Below are 21681 nucleotides of genomic sequence, written 5' to 3' on the forward strand. Positions count from 1 at the left end.
CTGATGATAGATATGAATTTCTAAACAGCAATCAGCTTATAGCTGATGGTAGAACAGATAGTCATATTGTTGAATATCGTGCTTTAAATAAAAACAATGAATATGTCTGGTTACGATGTCATGGTCATGTTGAATATGATCAAGATGGTGAACCAAGTCTATTTGCTGGCTTTATCACAAATTTAGGCAAGAAAAATTATCGTGATAATTTGACAGGGCTTTTCAATCAATTTGAATTAGAAAAGAGAATTAATGAAACCGCAGGCCCTTTTGCTTTAATGATCTTAAATATTAATGATTTTAAAAGTATAAATCAACTCTTTAATCGAGATTTTGGAGATAATGTCTTAAGAATTATTGGCCAGAATCTACAGACATTGCTACATAAAGATGCAACCGTTTTTAAATTAGAAAGTGATGAATTTGGAATTATGTTCAAAAATATTGATATTCATTCTATTCAGCATATATATCAACAGATCGAAAAATATAGCCAAGATGCTCATAGTTATGAAGATAAACATTTTACTATTCAATTCAATGCTGGATGTGTACTGTCTCCCAAAGATGGCAATACATATTTAGAACTGAGAAAAAATTGTGAAATTGCCTTGCAATATAGCAGATTGCAAGCACAACCTCATTTAATTTTATTTCATTCTCATCTTTCAGAGGAAAAAACATATTCACTCCAATTAATCAATGCTCTAAAACAAGATATCTTGAATGATTTTGAAAATTTTTCACTGGTCTTTCAACCAAAATTTAAATCGCACTCACACAAACTTATAGGATTTGAGGCATTGTGCAGATGGAAAAACCCTTATTTTCAAAATATAGGCCCCGATACATTTATTCCTATATTAGAGAATTCAGGAGATATTATTCCTTTAGGAAAATGGATATTTAATCAGTCTCTTTTACAATTAAAAGAATGGATTCTTTATAATTCTTCTATTATGATGAGTATTAACGTCTCTCATGTTCAACTTATGGAAAATAACTTTGTTTTATTTATTGAACAAACACTTCATAAATATCATATTCCTGCACAACAAGTGATTATTGAGTTAACAGAAACAGCCATTGCTCAAAGCGCCTACCTTGTTATTCAAAGAATAAAAGAATTACGGGCACTCGGAGTTCAAATTGCAATGGATGATTTTGGGAAAGGATATTCTTCACTTTCCTTGTTAAAGGATGAACCTTTAGATATTATTAAAATTGATCGCTCATTTGTCAAAGATATTAAGAAAGATACTTTCAACGCAACATTTATGAAATCAATGATTGAACTTTGTCATCAGATTCAATTAAAAGTTGTTGTTGAAGGAATTGAAACAAAAGGAGAATTAGAAATCATTGAAACTTTCAACCCTGATTATATTCAAGGATACTATACTGGTAAACCTATGCAAACTGATGATAGTATTCAATTGATTCTTAAGAAAAATGTTGACAATTGACATTTTGCCATATAAAATATTCATGCAATTCAATAACTTTGCTTGATATAGCTATAGATTTCTCTATTTCTGATTTTTAAATAGACATCTATAGCTATTTTTATGAAAGGAGTCTTTTATGGAAGAAAAGAAAAATCCAATGGGCTATAAGCCTATATTCCCTTTGTTGATATCAATGGCTTTTCCACCTATGATTTCAATGTTAATTCAATCATTATACAATATTATAGATAGTATTTTTGTTGCTCAATTAGGAGAATCAGCATTAACAGCAGTTTCATTAATTTTTCCTTTACAGAATCTATCTTTAGCTTTTTCTTGTGGGATTGGAATTGCAATGAATGCAATGATTGCAAGACATTTAGGAGCAAATAATGACAAAGATGCTTCACATGTCGCAAGTCAGGGTATAGTTATGAGTCTCTTGCACTCTCTTTTGTTTGTGTTGATTGGGCTGTTTTTTATTGGACCATTTGTTCATTTATTCTCTCAAGATAAAGATGTTATAACATACGGTTTACAGTATGGGACAATTGTTATTACATTTACATTTGGTTCGTTTATTCATATTGCTGTTGAAAAGATGTTTCAGGCTTGTGGAAATATGTTAGTTCCTATGATTATGCAAATTATTGGAGCCCTTATCAATATTATTCTTGATCCAATTTTTATTTTTGGATATTTCGGTTTGCCAGCAATGGGTGTTACTGGTGCTGCCCTTGCCACAATTATTGGACAATTTGGAGCAGCTATTCTCTCTATTTATCTGTTTTCAAGACACAATGAACATATTCATATATCATTCAAGCACTTTAAAATCGATTTTCAAGTCTTTAAAAATTTATATAGTATAGCTATACCATCAGGTGTAATGATGTGTCTACCATCTGTTCTTGTTTCAATTCTTAATGGTGTCTTAGCAACCATTTCACAAACCGCTGTGGCATTCTTTGGGGTTTATTTTAAACTTCAAACATTTGTTTATATGCCTGCTAATGGTGTCATTCAAGGATTGCGACCTATTATGAGTTATAATTATGGCGCTAAACAAAAAGATAGAATGGATCAATCAATAAAAGCCGCTGGCTTGACTATCGCCACTATTTTGACTTTAGGAACACTTCTCTTTTCAATATTTCCAACACAGATATTATCACTTTTCAATGCCAATCAGGCAATGTTAGAGATTGGTATTTCAGGATTAAGAATACTCTCTATATCTTTTGTCTTATCAACATTTGGAATTTTAATGTCTGGTGTTTTTGAATCATTGGGTAAAGGAAATTATTCTTTAATTATCTCTTTATTAAGACAATTTATCATTATTATTCCCCTCTCACTCTTATTTATTAGCCATATCGGTTTAAGTGGTGTTTGGTTAACCTTCCCCCTATCTGAAAGTATTGCAAGTCTTATTGCACTCATCCTCTTTATAAAAGTATACAAAAGGATTAATCTCATTGATTAATCCTTTTTTTGATCATAACAGTTTCACCATGAATATCTTTTTCTCCATTAACAACAAACCCAAACTTTCGATAAAGATCAAAAGCACACTGATTATCATCATATAAACTCAAGTAAATGTACTGACATTGATATTCATCAAAGATATGCTTAAGTAAACAATTTAAAGATTGTTTACCAAGACCCTGCCCTTGATAGTCAGCAGCTATTAAAAAACGATCCAGCCAAACTCGCTCTTCACCATTTTCCTGCCAAAGTCCATACATTGCAAACCCAATCAACAATTCATCTCGATACAAACCTACTGGTCGCCATAAACTGACTTCTTCACTCTCTTGCAAACATTCCTCTACACTTTCTATGTATCCAACCTGTGTGTCTTTAACTCTTAGTTTTAAAATCTCTTGACGATTAAACTCATTCACTTCTTTGATTTGAATATTCATAATCCTTCTACCTTTACTATATATTATAAGAATAATGTATAAATGATTTGCTATAATAGAATATAAAACGATTTTTTTCTCTTATTATCAACTCAATTTTACACTTTCTTATTTGATATCTCTTATTATCTTATTGACTTATTAACATTATATGAACACTTTATTTGATTTTTTTCTATTTTCCGTTAAAATATAATAATATTGTAAGAAAGGTTGTGAGAATTTGGATATCCTTATTGATACTATTAAAGATACATATTTAATTCTTCCTATTCTTTTTATTATGTATCTTTGTTTAGAATATTTTGAACACAAAAATATTAACCAACATTTTGATAAATATCTTATTCGCTATGGTCCAATCTTTGGTGCTTTACTTGGTATTATTCCTCAATGTGGTTTTGGTGTTCTTGCCAGCTTACTTTTCATAGAAAAAAGAATCACTCTAGGGACATTAATTAGCGTCTTTATTGCAACAAGTGATGAAGCGATTCCAATTCTCTTAACATCTCCAGAGCTCTATTCTTCTTTATTAGAAATTATTATTTTTAAATTTATATTGGCCATTTTGATAGGGTACTTGGTAGATGTCTTTATCAAGGAAAATCATCTTACTTCTCAAAAAGATACTCATGACCATTGCCATAATCATTCTCTTTTTATTGAAGCTTTCTTAAGAACAATCAAGATATATGCATTTATCTTTGTTGTTAACTTTATTTTGTCTGCAGCAATAGAAATGATTGGAACGGATCAACTCTCTTATATCCTCTTAGATAATAGTCTTTTACAACCAGTTGTGAGTGCTATTTTTGGTTTTATTCCCAATTGTGCAGCCAGTGTCATTTTAACACAACTGTATATGAATCAAGCATTAAGTTTTGCTTCATTGTTAGCAGGTTTAATTACAAATGCTGGGCTTGGAATTTTAGTTTTACTGCAAAATAAAGTCAATACAGCAACAATCCTTAAAATATGCCTTATTTTACTGATGAGCGCTCTTTTTGTGAGTCTCCCATTACAATGGCTCCATCTTCATTGATGAAGCCTTTTTTGACAAAATAAACTTGTGATGGAAGATAGAATAGCCATATCAATGGAACATGAATAGAAAAAATATATTGTATAGCTACACATATATCACATAATCCCAACAATACTATTGTAATGAATAAGGAATGTTTTTTCTGATAAGCAACAATTAAATTTGTAAAACTCATCAAAATATAACAAAGGACAAGCATAGGCATTTGTGGATAAAGCAAGAGAAATAAAAAGATATAAAATTTATAATGACTCCCAAGAATTTCATGATATAAACATTGAACAACAATGAATAGAAAAATCCCCATTTCATAATAATCATTTATTAACAAACAATAATCTGCTAATAAAACAACCCATAAAACAACAATACCTTCCTTTCTATATAAAGTATATAAAAAACATAGAAAAATACTCAAATATTTCAGCCATACTGAATCACAAAACATTATAAAAATAAAAAGAATACATTCACTTAATAGAAACATATTCTTAGTATTTCCAATTCACTATAATTTATGAAAAATTGGTTTCATTTTCTCAAATGTACAAAAAGAATCATATCCTATTTTCTTCAATTCATCATATACATATTGAATACGACAGCCAACATGTTCTTCCTCATGTGTATCAGAGCCAACCGTGATAATTGTCCCACCTAATTGATGATATAATTCCAAAATATAATGAGATGGTGTCAAATCATTCAATTGATATCTAAAACAAGATGTATTGACTTCAATCCCTTTCCCCTTCTTGATAATGTGTTTTAAAATTTTAATAAGAATATCTTTCACATCTTCATCTGGATAATTACCATGTTTATCATAACGCTTAATCATATCCAAATGACCTAAAACACTATAATCATCAAACTTTTGGATCACATCATAAATAGCTTGATAATAACCTCTATTGTATTCCCGCTGAGTTTTTCCTTCTTGATATTTATATGTCCAAAATTCTATATCATCAATTTGATGATTAGAAAGAATTATAAAATCAAATGGATACTCTTGAAAATCTTTTTGAAAAGAAGAAATTGTATGCATTTGCACACCAAATTCACAACCAAATTTTATTACAATTTGATTTTTATATTTTTCTTTCCATTTTAAATAACCTTGATAATAATCTTCATAATCAACAACATAGTTTCCCATTGTTCCATAATCACTATGTTCTGTAAAACATATCTCATCCAATCCCATATCTATTGCTTTCAATATTGCCTTCTCCATATCATATTGAGAATCATTACTATAATTTGTATGCATGTGATAATCAGCTAACATTTTTATTCCTCCTTTTTTATTAAGTATATATGACTTTATATTATATATCTCAAATTCATCAAATTTAGAAAATAAATTATCAAATATTGAAAATATTCTCTTTTCTTTATGGAAATATTCTATAATGGAATTATCTTAATTAAAGGAGGACATTATGTTAACAGTAGGATTTATTGGAAATGGAAAGAGTGCAAATCGCTATCATATTCCATTCATATTGCAAAGATCAGATAAAATAAAGATTAAAATGATTTATACTAGAAAGCATTCTCGAGATGTTTGGGATGAAATCCCTGGTGTCATTTATACAGAAGACTTACAAGAACTTTTAAATGATCAGGAGGTACAGGTGATCATTATATCTACACCCTCACAAAGCCATTATGAACTGGCAAAAACTGTTTTAAATGCAGGTAAAAACTGTGTGGTAGAAAAACCATTTACAGAAACTCTTGAGGAAGCTAAAGAACTTTATACCTTAGCTAAACAAAAAGGGGTTATGATTCAATGCTATCAAAACAGAAGATTTGATAGTGACTTTTTAACAGTTCAAAAAGTCATTGAATCAGGAAAACTTGGTGATCTTCTAGAGTTAGAAATGCATTTTGATTATTACCGTCCTTATATCCCTGAGTCTGTTCACGAATTCAGTCAAATCAATTCTTACTTATATGGTCATGGTTGTCATACTCTTGACCAGGTCATTTCATATTTTGGAAAGCCAGATTCTATCCATTATGATGTGAGACAATTATTAGGAGTAGGAAGAATGAATGATTATTTTGATTTAGACTTATACTATGGAACTTTAAAAGTCTCTGTCAAATCTAGTTATTTTAGAGCAAAAGAACGTCCAAGTTTTATTATATATGGCAAAAAAGGAATGTTCGTTAAAGAAAAAAAAGACAAACAAGAAGAACATTTAAAAATGTTTTATATGCCTGACCATGAAGATTTTGGTGTTGATCTTCCTCATGAGTATGGCACACTGACTTATTATGATGATAACAATCAGTATCATGAAGAAAAAGTTGTTTCTGTTAATGGTGATTATGGACGTTATTATGATGCATTGTATGAGACACTTATTAATGGTAAAGAAAAACTTGTCAAAGATGAAGAAACACTTTTACAACTCAGAATCTTAGAAGAAGGAATTCAAGGGATGAAATAAATATTGTAACAATGTCAATGTTTGCTTCATGCTCTATGTTCATCTTAAAAAATGATAAGTCCTAAAATAGCAGGTCTTATCATTTTTCTTTTCTATTAAACTTTGAATCAATATATAATATAGTTGGATCGTTTATTTGATATGAAGCAATAAGCCACTTTGTTGCCAGATATTTATTAATAATATCTAATAAAGCCTTTTGATCATAAGTCTGTCCATGACAGCAAAGTTTTAATCCACAACAAGAACATCCACCTACAGTATGTAATGAATACTCAATATGATTATCCTTTAATATTTGATTTAATTGAGTCACCATCAAAACATCAACAGTACTTTCCATTTCTATCACCTATTCTTATTATACCAAAAAAATAGAGATTCACAAATATATGAATCTCTATTTTTTTAATGAGTATGACGAAAAGCCAATCCTAATTCTAAACCTCTCTGAAATTGAATAAAGGCATATTCAAAATAAAAATCATTAAAACAATTTTCCAAATTCTTAAATTCTTCCTCAGTCAATATCAATTGATGTTCATAAATTCGTGAAATGAACTCTTCCATCAAATCAAAATAACTATCATCTACATTTCTCATCATTTCTATTTCTTCATCTATCAAAATAACATCAGATGTATAAATTTCTCTAATTATATTTTCTCCTTGAAACATAAGCTTTCCTCCTCATATGATCCAACAACATTGTCAGTTATTTTCTACAAGAAAACATCTAGGGTTTGTAACTTTCAATAAACCAACGATCCCTTTCATAAAAAAGAAATCTATCTTTACCATCAATCCGACATTCATAAAGAAGTCCACACCCACCAACTTGTGAAGCTGCCTTTCTAATATTATAAATTTTATCAATTCTAAAACTTTCTTTCCCTTCCTCTCCATCCCATATTAAATAAAGCGGTTTTAACTTCCCCTCTTTACTTGTTAAAACAATAACTTCAACATACCTTTTGTATAAACGCATTATTTAAACCAGCCCTCAGGATGGATTATATGTTCTTCCTTAGGATTAAAATTTGTTAATTCCTTATTCAATTCCATACAACACTTTTTAATCTTTCCAAAACCGAATTTTCTTCTAATTTCATCAAAAACAATATCTATACGCTTTTCTTTTTGTCTTTCATTTTCATCAACAAAAAAATTTAATTGCACTTCATCATAATCATGGCGCAATTGACTTACACAAACACTGACACTTCGATACGGTTTATCCAAATGTCCAGAATAACTCAAACAATTTTCATTTAGAAGAATCTCAACAGTTGTCATAATCTCACTAGAAATATTTGTGGCGAGATCAATCTTTTTTTGTCTTGTAAAACTTTGCAAATGACTATCACGCATATGAATAGAAATAATAGATCCCTTTAAATTTTGATCCTTTAAACGAGATGAAACTGATTCTACTAAAGTTCTAAAAACACCTTTTGCCTCTTCATAAGTAGAAATATCATGAATTGTAGTGATTCCATTTCCAACTGATTTTGGTTCACGTTCATAAGAGGATAAAGCAACTTCACTAATATCCATACCTTTTGCAAAATACCAAATCATTTCACCATTCTTACCTAAAAATGATTTTAAATAATCCTTACGTTGATGTGCAATATCACCAATAGTATAAATACCTTTTTCATTTAATTTAGCAGTTGTTGCTTTCCCAACATAAAACAAATCTCTAACTTGCAAAGGAAAAACAACATCTCTAAAATTCTTTTTAGAAATGACTGTCAATCCTTTTTCTTTATTCAAATCACTACCAAGCTTTGCAAACACCTTATTAAAGCTGACACCCATAGAAACAGTAATTCCTATTTCACGATATATTCTTTCTTGTATTTCTCTTGCAATCACTATAGGATCTCCACCAAATAACATTTGTGAAGATGTCAAATCAATCCATGCTTCATCTAATCCAAAACTTTCCACTTGATCAGTATACTCTCGATAAATGTTTTTAACTTCTTCAGTATAATATAAATAATCATCATAATGTGGTGAAATCACTAATAAATCTGGACATTTTTGATAAGCATCATGTAATGATTCACCAGTTTTAATATGATATTTTTTTGCAAGATCATTTTTAGCTAAGACAATCCCATGTCGAGATTTCTCATTTCCGCCTACAACCATAGGCACTTTTCGTAATTCTGGAAACATCATTTCCTCAATTTGTGCATAACAGTGATTAATATCACTATGTATAATGACTCTTTCCCACATTCTTATCACTCCTCCCCTATATTATAATCAACTTTGTTGCATAATTCAATATATTTATGCAACTATTTAAGTTTTAATCGAGAATACACTTTATTTTATACCGAAATTATTATATAATATGCACAAGGAGGGATTGCATGGAATTAAAAGATATTATCAAAGATTACAAGTATCGTCATCAATTGACAAATGATGAAATCGCTGCTCAATTAGGTGTTACAAAATCAACAGTAAGCCGTTGGATATCTGGAGATGTCAAGCGAATTCAAGAAGAAACTTTATCCCGTTTAAATGCTCTTCTTGGTTATAATATTGATCCAATTATTAAAGGAAAATCTGTCCATCTTAAAAGACCTATTCTAGGTTATGCAAAGGCTGGATATGACATGTATGCACAGGAAAATTATATGGGTGATGAAGAGGTCACTGAAGAAGATTTTTATAAAGGCGACTATTTTTTACAAATTCAAGGTGATTCTATGATTGGTTCTGGTATCATGGATGGTGATTTGGCTCTAATCAAACAATGCTCAACTGTTTCTTCTGGTGAAATCGCTGTTGTTATGATTGGAGATGATGAAGTGACTGTAAAAAAGGTTATTAAAAAACCAGATATGCTTGTTTTAGAAGCAACTAATCCGCTTACTGAAAACAGATATTTTTCACAACAAGAAATCCAGCAATTACCAATTCGTATTATCGGTAAAGTTATTTATACAAAAACATATTTTTAAACTATACCCTATAGAATGGATATCAAATAAAAAGAGATATTATCTATAGGGTATTTTTGTATACTTAAAAAAGAATATATTTAACAAGAAATTATTTTACAGACGAAGAAATGAAAGAACTTAGTAAAAATCAGTACATTGAGAAAACAACAAAATGTTTGTTTTCCTAAAGAATTTTTGTGAATATGATCAAGAAAATTTTACTTACTGATATTATATATCTTACATTTGGAAATAGGAAAAGAGTTTATTTAACAGTCAACACATGTAAAACCAAAGATTATTTATACATAGAAAAAAGTCATGAATTTTCACTCATAACTTTATATAATGCTTTTTATTTCTTTGACTTTTAATCAAAATACGTTTGCCAACAATGACTTTGAGATGCTTGAAAACATAGCTTAATCTGTTCATGATTATTTTTAGCAGTTTCAAGTTCTGGCAAATGATGATATGGGAAATAACAACTATCTATTGTCTCAATATTTTTTTCAAAATGTCCTCCAATGACTTCACACATAACAAATACTTTAATAACCTTATAAATATATCGAGGAAAATTATGCTTATCACGATCCATAACAGCAATGATTTTTGTAGCCAATACATCTAATCCTGCTTCTTCTTTAACCTCTTTTTCAGTATTCTCTTTAATAGATGTATTAATATCTACCCACCCACCTGGCAAAGACCATAAACCACCTTTCTCTTGAACCAGAAGAATCTCCCCTTTTTTATTAAAAATAACAGCACGTGTATCTAATTTTGGAGTTTGATAGCCAATGTCATGGCAAAAAACTTTTTGAATCTGTTGAATTGGAAATTCAGTATATATAGATAATAAATGTGCTGAAATATCTCTTACTTTTTGATATCGTTCTTTATCAAATTCATCTTTTCCATAATATAGTCCTGCTTGCGCTATACTTTGTAGCTCAATAATATCATCTAATATCATTTTATCATCATCTTTCATAAACAACCTCCACTTAATAATTATAACGTACTTCAATAATTACTTCTTAACAAATCATTAAGATTCACTAGTTTTTTTATTTATTAGCCCCATTGAAATAATAATGTCATTATTGGTAATGTAATTAATGAGAAAAGAGTTGAAATAAAAACCATTCTAGATGCAAATTCAGCATTTTGATTATACTTTTGTGCTAACATCGCCGTTGTACTAGCAGCTGGCATAGCAGATAGCAAAATACAAACGTTTGATGATAATATATCTAAATGCAATAACCTTAAAATAATCATAATCATAACCGGAATAAGAATCAAGCGATAAAAACTATATAAACATATCTCTTTATCAAAAAGTTGTTGACGATCAACATCAGAAAGAATTCCTCCAATAACAAACATACTCATAGCTGTACTACAGCTTCCAATACTTGAAAGAGTTATCTGCAATGGCATAGGCATTTCTAAACCAAAATATTTCATAATCATAACACCAACTCCAAAATAAATAGCAATAATACAGGGATGTGTCATAACTTGCTTCCATAAATTTTTACGATCAACAGTCGTAAATAAAGAAAGGCCAGAAGACCACATAAAAATTCTTTGTGGAATTAAGAATACCGATGCATACAGTAAGCCAATATCTCCAAACACACCTTGAGCTATAGGCATCCCCATAAATCCAGCATTTGAAACCATTGTTCCATATTGCAAACAAATCTTCTTATCCTGGCTATAACGATTGTAGAGAATTTTATTTAAAAACCCATAAAAGAACTGAATACAAATAGAAATGAATAAAACTGAAATCGTTGATTGAATGACTTTATCTGTTAAATCAATTTGAAAAGACATAACTATTGAACAAGGTAACATAACCATTAAAACAATATTTGTCATTTGTGTTCTTGTCTCTTTACTCAAAAAATTCTTCTTTGCGAGGATATAACCTACTGCTAACAATAAAAAAATTTGGATTTGTAAATTGACAATTTCCATTGTTATTCCCCCTCTAATTGACACCCCATACAAACAATATCTGTTTTCTCATAAAAACCATTTTTTTGATAGAAAACATCACTTAAAAAACCTCTTATCGTATTCAAGGATATATGCGTAATATTCTTTTGTAAACATTGCTGTTTAGTATAATCTAATAAACGACTACCCAAATTTTGTCCTTGATATCCCTGAGCAATACATACTTCTTCAATAATTAACTCATAATCATCTAAATATGGTAGAACACGTCCCAATAACATACCTATTAATAATTCATTATCATATATAACATACCCTATTGATGAATGTGTACTCATAATCTCTGACAATCTTTCAAAAGACTGCTGATAGGTCCAATTCTCATTCCACGGTGCTTGCTGAAAAGCCACTTGAAAAAGTTTTGCAGCCTTATCTAAATCTTTTTTATCCATATTTTTAAAACATAATTTCATAACATAACCTCACTTTTTATTCTTATTATAATGAAATAATGAAAAAAGTATATAAAAAAGTAGCGAATGCTACTTTGCTAATTTTGATTTTTCATAATTATAAGGAATGCTTGTTCCAACAACAACATCTTCAATCTTATCAATAATAAGCCAATCATCCATATTTCCCTGATGATCAAACGCTAAGGGGGCAATTGCTTCAACATGTGCAAAGCTTACTAAGCATAGACATTTTTTATGCCATCTCTTTTTTTGTTTTTCAGACAAATTCAATTGACTCTGATTATCTGCTAAAATAGTGTCAATCTCTTCATCAGAAAGTTTTACATAATTTTGAACCTTTGTAACGATTGCTTTTGCTGTAATAAGAGCTGTTCCCTTTTGCATAAAATATAACGTTTCATTTTCAAAAACACGACTATGGGGAATTTTACGTCCAGCAGCTCCACGAATGACCATAGTTTTTGTTCCATTTAAAATTTTATCTAAGACCTTTTCGCCTTCTTTCCCTACATTATCACAATAAACCAAATGAACCATTTTCATTTTCCTCCTCAATAATAGGTATCCATATTTCACTTAAATAATTATCACTAAAACCATTACCCTGACTATGCCATTCCATTTCTGGATAACCAGCATGTTGAAATGGATACTCAGCAAACCATTCTTGTTCCAGATATCTCCATCCATCTTGAATAGCTTGTGGCATTCTTCCACAACATTCAAAAACCGCCCATGTTGCATGTGGAAGCGTATATGTCTCATAATGATCATTCTGACAAGAAGAAATAACCCCAAGCATATATTTTATCTTTGTCTTATCTTGATGATTACAAAACAAACCAAAACATCCTTTGCGACTAGACTCATCCATTTCTACCAGTTGAGCAAATGTTCCATCCTGAAAACATTGACTCCAAAAAGCTGGAATGAGTTGTTCGTTATTCAAATCTTCCTTTACCAATTCAATGCTTTTTCCAATAATTCGCATCTTCTCTTTACGTTCAAGAAACCAAGGATAAGATTTCTTCAAATTCAATTTCATCTTAGGATACGTTTTTAACATAACTTCATTCTTTCTTGCAATCGATGGTGAAACACCATGAAATGTCTGAAAAGCTTTTGTAAAGGATGTTGGTGATTCATATCCATATTTGTAACTGATTTCGATCACTTTCAAATCTGTGCTCTTTAAATCATATCCAGCTAATGTCATTTTACGATTTCGGATATATTCAGAAAAACCAAGACCGCATTGGTAACTAAACATTTTCTGAAACAAATCATAAGAACAATCCATAATGCTTTCTATATCTTTTACACTAATATCTTCATGGTACTGTTGAAGACATATCTCAATATACTCAATAACTTCGTGAAAGCGATCATTCCACTTCATTTTTATCACCATTTATCATTTTATCATAAATTCCTTTCTATCTCCTCTTATTTTCTGCCCTAAAAAAAGAGAACTATTTATTCATTCTCTCAAACTCAAGTAACATATCATTCCAAATCGCCCCACCATGCTGTGAAGTCGACACCCCTTGATGAACAAAGCCAAATGATTGATAGTATCCAATTAAATGGTCTTTACAAGTTAAAACAACACCTTTTTGTCCCCTATCTTGTGCCAAATCAATCAATGCATTCAATAATTTACGAGCCACTCCCTGTTGCCTATATTCAGGCAGCACATCTAATCCAAAAACAGTTTGATAGGCACCTCGAGAAATATGTAATGAAGCATCATAATAAAGTTCATCTGGCAAATAAGGTTGAGAAGTTGCACACCCATTAATAAATCCAACCACAACTCCATGATCTTCAGCCACTAAAAAACAATCTCCAAATGATTCAAAACGTTCATGAAATTGCTTTTCAGTTGCTGCTTCAGCAATAGGAAAACAAATTTTTTCAATTGCTATAATCTTTGATAAATCTTCCAACTGTGCTAATCTCACTTTCATAAAACACTCCTCCTATGTACATAAAGAGAGAAAGATATTATCCATGAATCTCTCTCTCATGATTTAAAAATTGTTCAGCAAACTGCTGAGCTAATATTGGTTTAGAAATGTAATATCCTTGTCCTAAAGGACAGTTTAATTTTCTCAATAAGTCAATATCATCTTCAGTTTCCACACCCTCACAAATAACTTTCATATCTAACGTCTTAGCTATATCAACAATTAAGCCAATAATCATTTCTCTTTTTTGACTACGCTCTACCAAAAAGAACTTATCAATCTTTAAAACATCAACTGATATTGAATCTAACAAGTTAAGGGATGAATAACCTGACCCAAAATCATCCATTGCTATTGTAAAGCCTTCTTCCCTTAATTTCAACAAAATTGCTCGACTTCCGTTTGATAAATCGTGAAATGCACTTTCAGTTATCTCAATTTCAATATTTCCAATAGGAGTTTTATATTTTTCCAATACATCATGTAAACGTTGATAAAATTGCTTATGATGAATTGTCACTCTTGAAAAATTAACAGAAATCGAAAAATCAGATGCAACATTATATGTTTTAATAAAACGACAGGCTTGTTCTAAAATTTCAAAATCCAACTCATATATATACCCGTCTTTTTCAAATAGTGATATAAAATCATCCGGATATAAGAATGTGCCATTATCCATTTTCCAACGGACCAAGGCTTCTGCCCCTATAATTTTTAATGTTGAGACTTCAAATTGAGGTTGTAAATACATCTGAAATTGATGTTGTGCCAAAGCACGATGCATTTGCTTTAAAATAAGATTATCCTGATTCAATCTATCTAATAAATTTTGATCATACCAAATCATGCAATTCTTACCAATAGCTTTCGCATTCTTATGAGCCAATAAAGCATAGTCTAGAATATCTTGAGCAACTTCATTTTGAGTAACCATATACATACCAAAACTCATTGTTAGATCATCAATAATATCCAATTCTAAATCTTCTTTCATCACAACTTTCAAATAATCCCTCAAATCTTCAGCAATGCCATCATGATAAGAAACCAATGCATAAAAACAATCACTATTACTTCGAGCACAAATTCCATTATGATTAATAAATAATTGTAATCCTTTTGCAATGGACTGCAACATTTTATCACCAAACGCATAACCATATATAGTATTATAAAACTTAAAATCATCTATATCAAAACAAATCAGAACATAGGAAAACTCCTTTTGATTTTCAATTTGTTTTTGTACTTCTATTTCAAAAGAAAGCAGATTATAAATACCTGTTAATTTATCAATATACATAACTTTCTGAATTTGCTTTTGTTTATGCCGATACCAAAATAAGAAAATTCCACCTGTCATGAGTAAATAAAGAAAAAACATAACAATTGATTGTGCTAAGCTCTGATCAGATATATTTTGAGCAGTAGCAACCATATGATCAGCTTTTTGAAAATATTCCTGGCTTAATTGATAGAGTTTTTTTGATGACTGACCATGACGAACATTTTGAATTTCTAATTTTATTTCTTGCCACATTACATTCATTTCATTAAGTTCCTGCTGATAAACTTTATCCTCTAATTTCATGAGACCATGTTCACCATGACCAGTTTGTAGTTCATCTAATAAATTATCCAAATAGACAATTAAAGTATCATCCTTATCACACTGCAATTCTTCTTTGACAAGTTTTTGTGTAGCCCCTCTAACAATTCCACTATAATTAATGACTTTTGCATATCCAAGATTTTGGAATAATGAAACAATTAAAATGACAATTGCCACTATCCAAATACATGTATATATACCCATAGTCTGCTTCTGTTTCATAAATTTACCTCTATACTTTTCCCTTGTTCTTTCTTTATTATACAATTTATACCAAGTAAAGTATAGTTGAATTCCATTCTTACAAAAAAGAGAATCTATTTTTTTATAGATTCCCTAACCATTATGACTGCATCGATAAAAGTACAGCAGCTACATTTTCTAAATTCATTTTAGCAGTTCTTATAGATTCATATTCAATATCACTACAAGTCTCAAAATCAACTTTCTTTGTCATTTTCTTAAATTGTGATAATTCATCCTTGATCTGTGATTTAACAGTCTTATCTAATTCTTTACCATGTTGAGATAACCCTGAATCAACTTGCATAATAAGAGTTTCAACTTCATTCTTAAAAATTAATCTTTCTTTAAGAATAGCATCTTGTTGTGCAAATTGTTCTGCTTCATGAATTGCCCTTTCAATATCATCGTCAGACATATGTGTATCATTTTCAATTGTCATACTTTGCATATTTCCACTAGCTAAATCTTTAGCAGTGACATTCACAATACCATTTGCATCAATCTCAAAAGTCACTTCAATTTGTGGGACTCCCCTCATTGCACGTTTGATTTTCTTCAATTTAAACTTTCCTAAACTTTTATTATCTCTTGCTAATGGTCGTTCACCTTGTAAAACATTAATTTCTACTTGTGTTTGGAAATTTGATGAAGTTGTAAACACTTGGCTATGACTTGTTGGAATTGTTGTATTTCTATCAATGAGTGGTGTTGCAACACCACCAACAGTCTCAATCGACAATGTTAACGGCATAACATCTAATAATAACACATCATAACTTCCCATTGCTGAAACATCGCCAGATAATTTTCCACCTTGAATGCCAGCCCCCATAGCAACACATTCATCAGGATTTAATGACTGACTTGGTGTGATTCCAGTCACTTCTTTAATCTTATCTTGAACAGCTGGTATTCTTGATGAACCACCAACCAAAATGATTTTATCTAATTCAGCAGGTAATAACCTTGCATCATTTAGTGCATTCTGCATTGGCAAGATTGTACGTTCAACAAGTTGTTGTGTTAATTGATTGAATTGTGATCGAGAAATTGTCATATCGATATTTTTAGGTCCTTGTGCCGTTGTTGTAATAAATGGTAAAGAAATTGTAGCAGAAGTCATTGTTGATAATTCGATCTTTGCTTTTTCGGCTGCTTCTTCAATACGTTGCATAGCAACCATATCGTGCGATAAGTCAATGCCTTCTCTTTTTTGAAATTCTTTATGAATATATTGTGCCAAACATTGATTAAAATCATCACCACCCAAATGATTATCACCAGATGTTGATAAAACTTCAATAACGCCATTTCCAATTTCGATAATAGAAACATCAAATGTTCCTCCACCTAAATCAAAAACCATAATTTTTTGACCATAACTATTCTCTAGACCATAAGCCAAAGCAGCAGCAGTAGGTTCATTGATAATTCTTAAAACTTCCAATCCTGCAATACGCCCAGCATCTTTTGTAGCTTGTCTTTGAGCATCATTAAAATAAGCAGGAACTGTAATAACTGCTTGCGTAACATCTTCATTTAAATAAGACTCAGCATCCATTTTCAACTTTTGTAAGATCATAGCAGAGATTTCCTGTGGAGTATAATCTTTTTGATCAATTCTTTTTGTATATCTTGTCCCAATTTCTCTTTTAATTGAAGAAATCGTCTGTTGTGGATTTGTCACAGCTTGACGTTTCGCATTTTCACCTACCAAACGTTTTCCATCCTTTGTAAAAGCCACAACACTTGGTGTTGTTTTCATTCCTTCACTGTTTGGAATAATTGTTGTTTTACCATTTTCGATAAACGCCATACAACTATTTGTTGTTCCTAAATCAATACCAATAATTTTACCCATATATGAATCTCCTTTTCTTTATCTACAGCAGCAAGCTGAACATAATTGAAACATTAAAATACTATAACAGCAGTTTGCCATACCAGCATATGGTGAACCATATGTCTGTTGACCTGTACGATATTGTCCTTGACTTGATTGTAATTGTTGAACCAAGAATAAATATTGTAAGTTTCCAGGTTCCATTTGCGCCGCTGTTTGTGCATATTCTAAAGCTGTAATATTATTACCAATACCATTCATGGCAACAGCACTATAATAAAACCACATTGCATTACGCGTTCTCAATTGCTCCAAAACATTTAAAGCATCCTGAAAACGTCTAGCATTAATATAGGCTGCTGCATCATTAAAGGCAGCCTGTTCATTTCCATTATACTGATAAGTTGACTGGCCAGATTGACCATTCGCTTGTGTTCCACCATAATTTTGATTTGTAAACCCTCGTTTACGACCATCCATAATAGTTTTATACGCATTTTGAACCTGTTTAAATTTTTCAGTGTATTCAGCCTGATGAACACTATTAATATTAGCATCTGGGTGATATTTTTTACTTAACTCACGATATGCTTTTTTGACTTCGTCATCACTAGCACTTGATGATACACCTAACACTTGATATGGATCCATTACTTCTTATCCTCCGCTTTTTTGTTCCTTTTTATTTCATATTTCAGCCAAACACCACTATATAAGATATTTCTCATTAATGGTGCATTTTCTATAATCGGTAAACATTCAAACACTTCAGCTGATTTTGAAATCATCATTTCTAAAATAGAATAACAATAATCATCAAAATCATCTCTTTTATAATCATCCAAGAAAGGGTTATATCGTTTCTTTTTTATGTCATCTTCAATATCATCATAAGCATCCATAAAATAAATGAATTTCCCTAGATAAAATCCCAATTCATATAAATCATCACGCCATTCATCATCCTTATAAGCACAAATCTCACCCATAACCTGACCAAAGTATTGAGATATTTCATCTAAATTATGCATCTTCTGATTTTCATATTGATGAATTTGTCTCAGACAATTCTCAATTTTCTCAATCTTATCTGGATATTCATCTTTTATTTTTAAATAACATTTCTCAATCCATTTCTTATAAATATTCCTTGAAACACGCTTCTCATCCAACCAATCATCCTCACACTTATAATAAGTTAAAACGATTGTCATTTGTGCCGCATAATCAATACATTCATTAAAACTTTTCAAATATTTATGAATAGGATGCAATAAGCAATGAGACATTTCTTGTTTTGTTTCTGGTTCATATAAACCATTCAGCAACAAGGCTACAAATGTTAAATCATAGTTTAAAGATACCTGCCCTTTATAACCATATTTCTCTTTTAATGTTTGACATAATCCACAATAAAAAGAATGATAGATATCAAACTCTTTAAACTTTAATTCTGGTTTATTAATGACAACATATCCAAACATCTCTCGTCCTCTTTCTTTATGACTTATCTATCATACCACTTTTTTTATACGATTGTCATTAGTATAGGACTCAGATATTAACTATACATGAACAAAATTAAAAAAACCGTAAAAAAATATCTATCCAAATTAAAAAAACACACAAGTGTGTCTGTATTTTTCAAGTATTATTATTTATAACTTTTTAGCACATGTCATGATGTAGTCTCTTTTATTGGTTGATATCATTTGTTTTACTTGGTTTAATACCAATTTTTGATTCCAAGATTTTTTTGCATAGACTTATGATCGAGCACATGTGAGTTTTCTAGAGTGCATCTTTAAAATATCTCATACCGCCTTGATAATCAGAATAAACATAAGTATAAATGATTGTTTTCATAAATTTATCATATATCTTTTGAATTTCTTTAGACATATGGTTTCACATGCAAATTGAAATCTAATATATCAATAAGGATGGCTATGACTTTGCCAATTGATAAATTTTATTACGAGTAATCAATATGGTTTTTGGATAACTTTGATTTGTAAAATGAATGAATATATTCTGTACATTTATGATAAGCGCTCTTTCAATTAATCATATTCTCTTTAAGAAACAGAATGCATACAATAGGCTCCCTTTCCACAAAAGTTAGATTTTAAATCTAAAAATTTTTCAAGATAGCATAATATTGTATATAACATAGCTCGATTTTCAAATTCTTCACGTGTTTGTGGTAATTCATCGTGTTGATAATGTTTTTTTAAAATAGATAACTCCTCTTTTAAGCCTTCAACATCATTATTCTCATGATATTCAAAAGACATCTTATTTATAAAATCAGACATATCTAAAGCTTGATTCCCCACAAAATCAATACGAACAATGAAATCATATATATCTTTAAGGACATTAATTTGTTCTTTCCTCATTAATAAATATTGAAGTTCATATTTTGTATCATTTAACAATCGATTATTCACTTCAGCGTAAGTTTGTTTCGTCATCCTTTCAACCAATTCAAGAACATTTTCAAATTCATCAAATAAACTTCCTTGTTTTTGCTCCTTTAATAAACAAGTTGACATTCTGACTAACAATTCCTTTATGTTTTGATCTAATTCAAATAATGATTGTTCAATCTTTGTCCTTTGAGAAGGCATATATAGATTAATCAAAACACCTATAAGTAGTCCAATCATAAAAATTCCAAATTCGTTTTGAATCCAAAACAAATTCATAGATTCTTCAATTAAATAATGTGTTGCAATAACAGCATTCATAGCAATTCCATCCTCTAAATGTCCTAAAAAAGAAAGACCAATAAATATGAATAGAAAAATCGCAAAACTCATTGCACTATAACCAAAAATCAAAAAAACAACATAGGCACATATGAATGCCAGAAAAAAAGATAAAACTCTTTTTAAACAGATTTGAAATGTCTCTTTACGTGTATTTTGAATTGTTAACAAACCTACAATTCCAGCACTTGCTGTGTATTGCAATCCAAAACATTGTGCAATAGTCATTGCCAAAAAGAACGCCAATGCCATTTTTATAACTTGTAATTGTTTCACTCAACCAACTCCTCTTTATTAATAAAAGTTTGACAAAATAACTGAACAACTTGTTCCTGTTGTGCTTGAGCTGTTATTGTTGCAACTCCATCTCCAGATTGTTCACCATAATTCCCATAATAAGCATGATTACCCCCTTCAATAGTAAATTCTATTGTATTTTGTGGAAGATTTGGAAAATAATTTTGATATTTACCCATATTTAAAACTTGATCCTCAGTCCCATAAAAACTCAAGACCTGCAAAGATGTTTCCGATAAATCTTGAGTAGAATAAGCCCCTAATAAAACCAAGCCTTTCAAATTATTTTCATGATTAAAAGCATAATTTGCTGCCATTGCTCCACCTAAAGAATGCCCCATCATATACCAATTCTTAATATTTGGAAAAGCTGCAATAATCTTATCTGCAGCATTGCTATCAAATATAGCCAATCGAAATGGCATTTTGACTAAAGCGCACATATATCCTTGCTGTGAAAACTTTTGCATTAAATTTGTATATGCCAACTCATCCACTTTTGCTCCAGCATAAAAAATAATGCCACCTTTATTCTCGCCCTTTGGTTGGAAAATATAACTGCTTATATTGTCTTGATAAGACATTTCCTGTGTATTTTGTATATAACTTGCTGGTAAAGCCT

General features: G+C 30.3%; 24 protein-coding genes. 5 read left to right on the forward strand and 19 right to left on the reverse strand.

Annotated features, from left to right (window positions below):
• Positions 1-1466: bifunctional diguanylate cyclase/phosphodiesterase (locus AC5M21_RS13730; protein WP_493531512.1), on the forward strand; the 1466-nt coding region annotated here is incomplete at its 5' end.
• Positions 1467-1584: 118 nt separating this feature from the next.
• Positions 1585-2934 (forward strand): MATE family efflux transporter, encoded by a 1350-nt coding sequence (locus AC5M21_RS13735; RefSeq protein ID WP_008789570.1) that lies wholly within the window; start codon positions 1585-1587, stop codon positions 2932-2934.
• Here AC5M21_RS13735 and AC5M21_RS13740 read toward each other — a convergent pair.
• Positions 2924-3379 carry a GNAT family N-acetyltransferase gene (locus tag AC5M21_RS13740; RefSeq protein ID WP_008789569.1) on the reverse strand — a complete coding sequence of 152 codons (456 nt, stop codon included), beginning with the start codon at positions 3377-3379 and terminating at the stop codon, positions 2924-2926. The two genes, AC5M21_RS13735 and AC5M21_RS13740, sit on opposite strands and share 11 nt — an antisense overlap.
• A 223-nt stretch (positions 3380-3602) precedes the next feature.
• Between AC5M21_RS13740 and AC5M21_RS13745 the strand changes: the two genes are divergently transcribed.
• Positions 3603-4421 (forward strand): putative manganese transporter, encoded by an 819-nt coding sequence (locus AC5M21_RS13745; RefSeq protein WP_008789568.1) that lies wholly within the window; start codon positions 3603-3605, stop codon positions 4419-4421.
• On the opposite strand, the gene AC5M21_RS13750 is transcribed toward AC5M21_RS13745, so the two are convergent.
• Positions 4360-4911, reverse strand: a complete 552-nt coding sequence (locus tag AC5M21_RS13750) for a hypothetical protein (protein WP_008789567.1) — start codon at positions 4909-4911, stop codon at positions 4360-4362. The genes AC5M21_RS13745 and AC5M21_RS13750 overlap by 62 nt on opposite strands.
• A 21-nt stretch (positions 4912-4932) precedes the next feature.
• On the reverse strand, positions 4933-5718 hold the full coding sequence (locus AC5M21_RS13755; RefSeq protein ID WP_008789566.1) for a histidinol-phosphatase HisJ family protein: 786 nt from the start codon (positions 5716-5718) through the stop codon (positions 4933-4935).
• 154 nt (positions 5719-5872) lie between these two features.
• On the opposite strand from AC5M21_RS13755, the gene AC5M21_RS13760 reads away from it, so the two are divergent.
• A complete protein-coding gene (locus AC5M21_RS13760) occupies positions 5873-6892 on the forward strand; it encodes a Gfo/Idh/MocA family oxidoreductase (RefSeq protein WP_008789565.1) in 1020 nt (339 codons plus the stop codon).
• A gap of 79 nt (positions 6893-6971) precedes the next feature.
• On the opposite strand, the gene AC5M21_RS13765 is transcribed toward AC5M21_RS13760, so the two are convergent.
• The 4 genes from AC5M21_RS13765 to AC5M21_RS13780 all read right to left on the reverse strand — a co-directional run bounded on the left by AC5M21_RS13765 (position 6972) and on the right by AC5M21_RS13780 (position 9145).
• Entirely contained in the window at positions 6972-7235 is a 264-nt protein-coding gene (locus tag AC5M21_RS13765) for an RDAC family protein (protein WP_008789564.1), read from the reverse strand.
• A gap of 65 nt (positions 7236-7300) precedes the next feature.
• Positions 7301-7570 carry a hypothetical protein gene (locus AC5M21_RS13770; RefSeq protein WP_008789563.1) on the reverse strand — a complete coding sequence of 90 codons (270 nt, stop codon included), beginning with the start codon at positions 7568-7570 and terminating at the stop codon, positions 7301-7303.
• 58 nt (positions 7571-7628) lie between these two features.
• Entirely contained in the window at positions 7629-7880 is a 252-nt protein-coding gene (locus AC5M21_RS13775) for a hypothetical protein (protein WP_008789562.1), read from the reverse strand.
• Positions 7880-9145 (reverse strand): DNA polymerase Y family protein, encoded by a 1266-nt coding sequence (locus AC5M21_RS13780; RefSeq protein ID WP_017143721.1) that lies wholly within the window; start codon positions 9143-9145, stop codon positions 7880-7882. Before AC5M21_RS13780 ends, AC5M21_RS13775 begins: the two co-directional genes overlap by 1 nt.
• A gap of 137 nt (positions 9146-9282) precedes the next feature.
• On the opposite strand from AC5M21_RS13780, the gene AC5M21_RS13785 reads away from it, so the two are divergent.
• The gene (locus AC5M21_RS13785; protein ID WP_008789560.1) at positions 9283-9879 is read left to right on the forward strand and encodes a LexA family protein; all 597 of its coding nucleotides are present in this window, start codon (positions 9283-9285) and stop codon (positions 9877-9879) included.
• 352 nt (positions 9880-10231) lie between these two features.
• Here the strand turns inward: AC5M21_RS13785 and AC5M21_RS13790 are convergent, their stop codons facing one another.
• From AC5M21_RS13790 to AC5M21_RS13845, 12 genes are all read right to left on the reverse strand, one after another.
• Complete coding sequence (locus AC5M21_RS13790; protein ID WP_302280711.1) at positions 10232-10858, reverse strand: NUDIX hydrolase N-terminal domain-containing protein; 627 nt, start codon at positions 10856-10858, stop codon at positions 10232-10234.
• Between the two features lie 83 nt (positions 10859-10941).
• Positions 10942-11856 (reverse strand): AEC family transporter, encoded by a 915-nt coding sequence (locus tag AC5M21_RS13795; protein WP_008789558.1) that lies wholly within the window; start codon positions 11854-11856, stop codon positions 10942-10944.
• 2 nt (positions 11857-11858) lie between these two features.
• The gene (locus tag AC5M21_RS13800) at positions 11859-12311 is read right to left on the reverse strand and encodes a GNAT family N-acetyltransferase (RefSeq protein WP_008789557.1); all 453 of its coding nucleotides are present in this window, start codon (positions 12309-12311) and stop codon (positions 11859-11861) included.
• A 69-nt stretch (positions 12312-12380) separates the two neighbouring features.
• On the reverse strand, positions 12381-12851 hold the full coding sequence (locus tag AC5M21_RS13805) for a hypothetical protein (RefSeq protein WP_008789556.1): 471 nt from the start codon (positions 12849-12851) through the stop codon (positions 12381-12383).
• Entirely contained in the window at positions 12829-13713 is an 885-nt protein-coding gene (locus AC5M21_RS13810; protein WP_008789555.1) for an AraC family transcriptional regulator, read from the reverse strand. The genes AC5M21_RS13805 and AC5M21_RS13810 overlap by 23 nt, the downstream gene beginning before the upstream one ends.
• Before the next feature lie 73 nt (positions 13714-13786).
• On the reverse strand, positions 13787-14284 hold the full coding sequence (locus AC5M21_RS13815; RefSeq protein ID WP_008789554.1) for a GNAT family N-acetyltransferase: 498 nt from the start codon (positions 14282-14284) through the stop codon (positions 13787-13789).
• 37 nt (positions 14285-14321) lie between these two features.
• Positions 14322-16121 (reverse strand): bifunctional diguanylate cyclase/phosphodiesterase, encoded by a 1800-nt coding sequence (locus AC5M21_RS13820; RefSeq protein WP_008789553.1) that lies wholly within the window; start codon positions 16119-16121, stop codon positions 14322-14324.
• Positions 16122-16242: 121 nt separating this feature from the next.
• Positions 16243-18006 carry a molecular chaperone DnaK gene (gene dnaK, locus AC5M21_RS13825; protein WP_008789552.1) on the reverse strand — a complete coding sequence of 588 codons (1764 nt, stop codon included), beginning with the start codon at positions 18004-18006 and terminating at the stop codon, positions 16243-16245.
• A gap of 18 nt (positions 18007-18024) precedes the next feature.
• Positions 18025-18639: a J domain-containing protein gene (locus AC5M21_RS13830; protein ID WP_008789551.1), complete on the reverse strand. Its 615-nt coding sequence runs from the start codon at positions 18637-18639 to the stop codon at positions 18025-18027.
• Positions 18639-19472 carry a DUF5685 family protein gene (locus AC5M21_RS13835; protein WP_008789550.1) on the reverse strand — a complete coding sequence of 278 codons (834 nt, stop codon included), beginning with the start codon at positions 19470-19472 and terminating at the stop codon, positions 18639-18641. Before AC5M21_RS13835 ends, AC5M21_RS13830 begins: the two co-directional genes overlap by 1 nt.
• Positions 19473-20066: 594 nt before the next feature.
• Entirely contained in the window at positions 20067-21038 is a 972-nt protein-coding gene (locus AC5M21_RS13840) for an aromatic acid exporter family protein (RefSeq protein WP_008789549.1), read from the reverse strand.
• Positions 21035-21681 (reverse strand): alpha/beta fold hydrolase (locus AC5M21_RS13845; protein WP_493531513.1); only part of this gene is annotated, 647 nt, incomplete at its 5' end. The genes AC5M21_RS13845 and AC5M21_RS13840, both read right to left, overlap by 4 nt.

The sequence above is a fragment of the Coprobacillus sp. genome (assembly GCF_984815275.1).

Bases quoted from the DNA above. Each gene is read 5' to 3' on its own strand.
- AC5M21_RS13760 (WP_008789565.1), top strand. From the start codon at position 5,873: ATGTTAACAGTAGGATTTATTGGAAATGGAAAGAGTGCAAATCGCTAT.
- AC5M21_RS13770 (WP_008789563.1), bottom strand. From the start codon at position 7,570: ATGTTTCAAGGAGAAAATATAATTAGAGAAATTTATACATCTGATGTT.
- AC5M21_RS13810 (WP_008789555.1), bottom strand. From the start codon at position 13,713: ATGAAGTGGAATGATCGCTTTCACGAAGTTATTGAGTATATTGAGATA.
- AC5M21_RS13800 (WP_008789557.1), bottom strand. From the start codon at position 12,311: ATGAAATTATGTTTTAAAAATATGGATAAAAAAGATTTAGATAAGGCT.
- AC5M21_RS13795 (WP_008789558.1), bottom strand. From the start codon at position 11,856: ATGGAAATTGTCAATTTACAAATCCAAATTTTTTTATTGTTAGCAGTA.
- AC5M21_RS13775 (WP_008789562.1), bottom strand. From the start codon at position 7,880: ATGCGTTTATACAAAAGGTATGTTGAAGTTATTGTTTTAACAAGTAAA.
- AC5M21_RS13765 (WP_008789564.1), bottom strand. From the start codon at position 7,235: ATGGAAAGTACTGTTGATGTTTTGATGGTGACTCAATTAAATCAAATA.
- AC5M21_RS13820 (WP_008789553.1), bottom strand. From the start codon at position 16,121: ATGAAACAGAAGCAGACTATGGGTATATATACATGTATTTGGATAGTG.
- AC5M21_RS13755 (WP_008789566.1), bottom strand. From the start codon at position 5,718: ATGTTAGCTGATTATCACATGCATACAAATTATAGTAATGATTCTCAA.
- dnaK (WP_008789552.1), bottom strand. From the start codon at position 18,006: ATGGGTAAAATTATTGGTATTGATTTAGGAACAACAAATAGTTGTATG.
- AC5M21_RS13805 (WP_008789556.1), bottom strand. From the start codon at position 12,851: ATGGTTCATTTGGTTTATTGTGATAATGTAGGGAAAGAAGGCGAAAAG.
- AC5M21_RS13790 (WP_302280711.1), bottom strand. From the start codon at position 10,858: ATGAAAGATGATGATAAAATGATATTAGATGATATTATTGAGCTACAA.
- AC5M21_RS13830 (WP_008789551.1), bottom strand. From the start codon at position 18,639: ATGGATCCATATCAAGTGTTAGGTGTATCATCAAGTGCTAGTGATGAC.
- AC5M21_RS13785 (WP_008789560.1), top strand. From the start codon at position 9,283: ATGGAATTAAAAGATATTATCAAAGATTACAAGTATCGTCATCAATTG.
- AC5M21_RS13735 (WP_008789570.1), top strand. From the start codon at position 1,585: ATGGAAGAAAAGAAAAATCCAATGGGCTATAAGCCTATATTCCCTTTG.
- AC5M21_RS13835 (WP_008789550.1), bottom strand. From the start codon at position 19,472: ATGTTTGGATATGTTGTCATTAATAAACCAGAATTAAAGTTTAAAGAG.
- AC5M21_RS13815 (WP_008789554.1), bottom strand. From the start codon at position 14,284: ATGAAAGTGAGATTAGCACAGTTGGAAGATTTATCAAAGATTATAGCA.
- AC5M21_RS13740 (WP_008789569.1), bottom strand. From the start codon at position 3,379: ATGAATATTCAAATCAAAGAAGTGAATGAGTTTAATCGTCAAGAGATT.
- AC5M21_RS13780 (WP_017143721.1), bottom strand. From the start codon at position 9,145: ATGTGGGAAAGAGTCATTATACATAGTGATATTAATCACTGTTATGCA.
- AC5M21_RS13750 (WP_008789567.1), bottom strand. From the start codon at position 4,911: ATGTTTCTATTAAGTGAATGTATTCTTTTTATTTTTATAATGTTTTGT.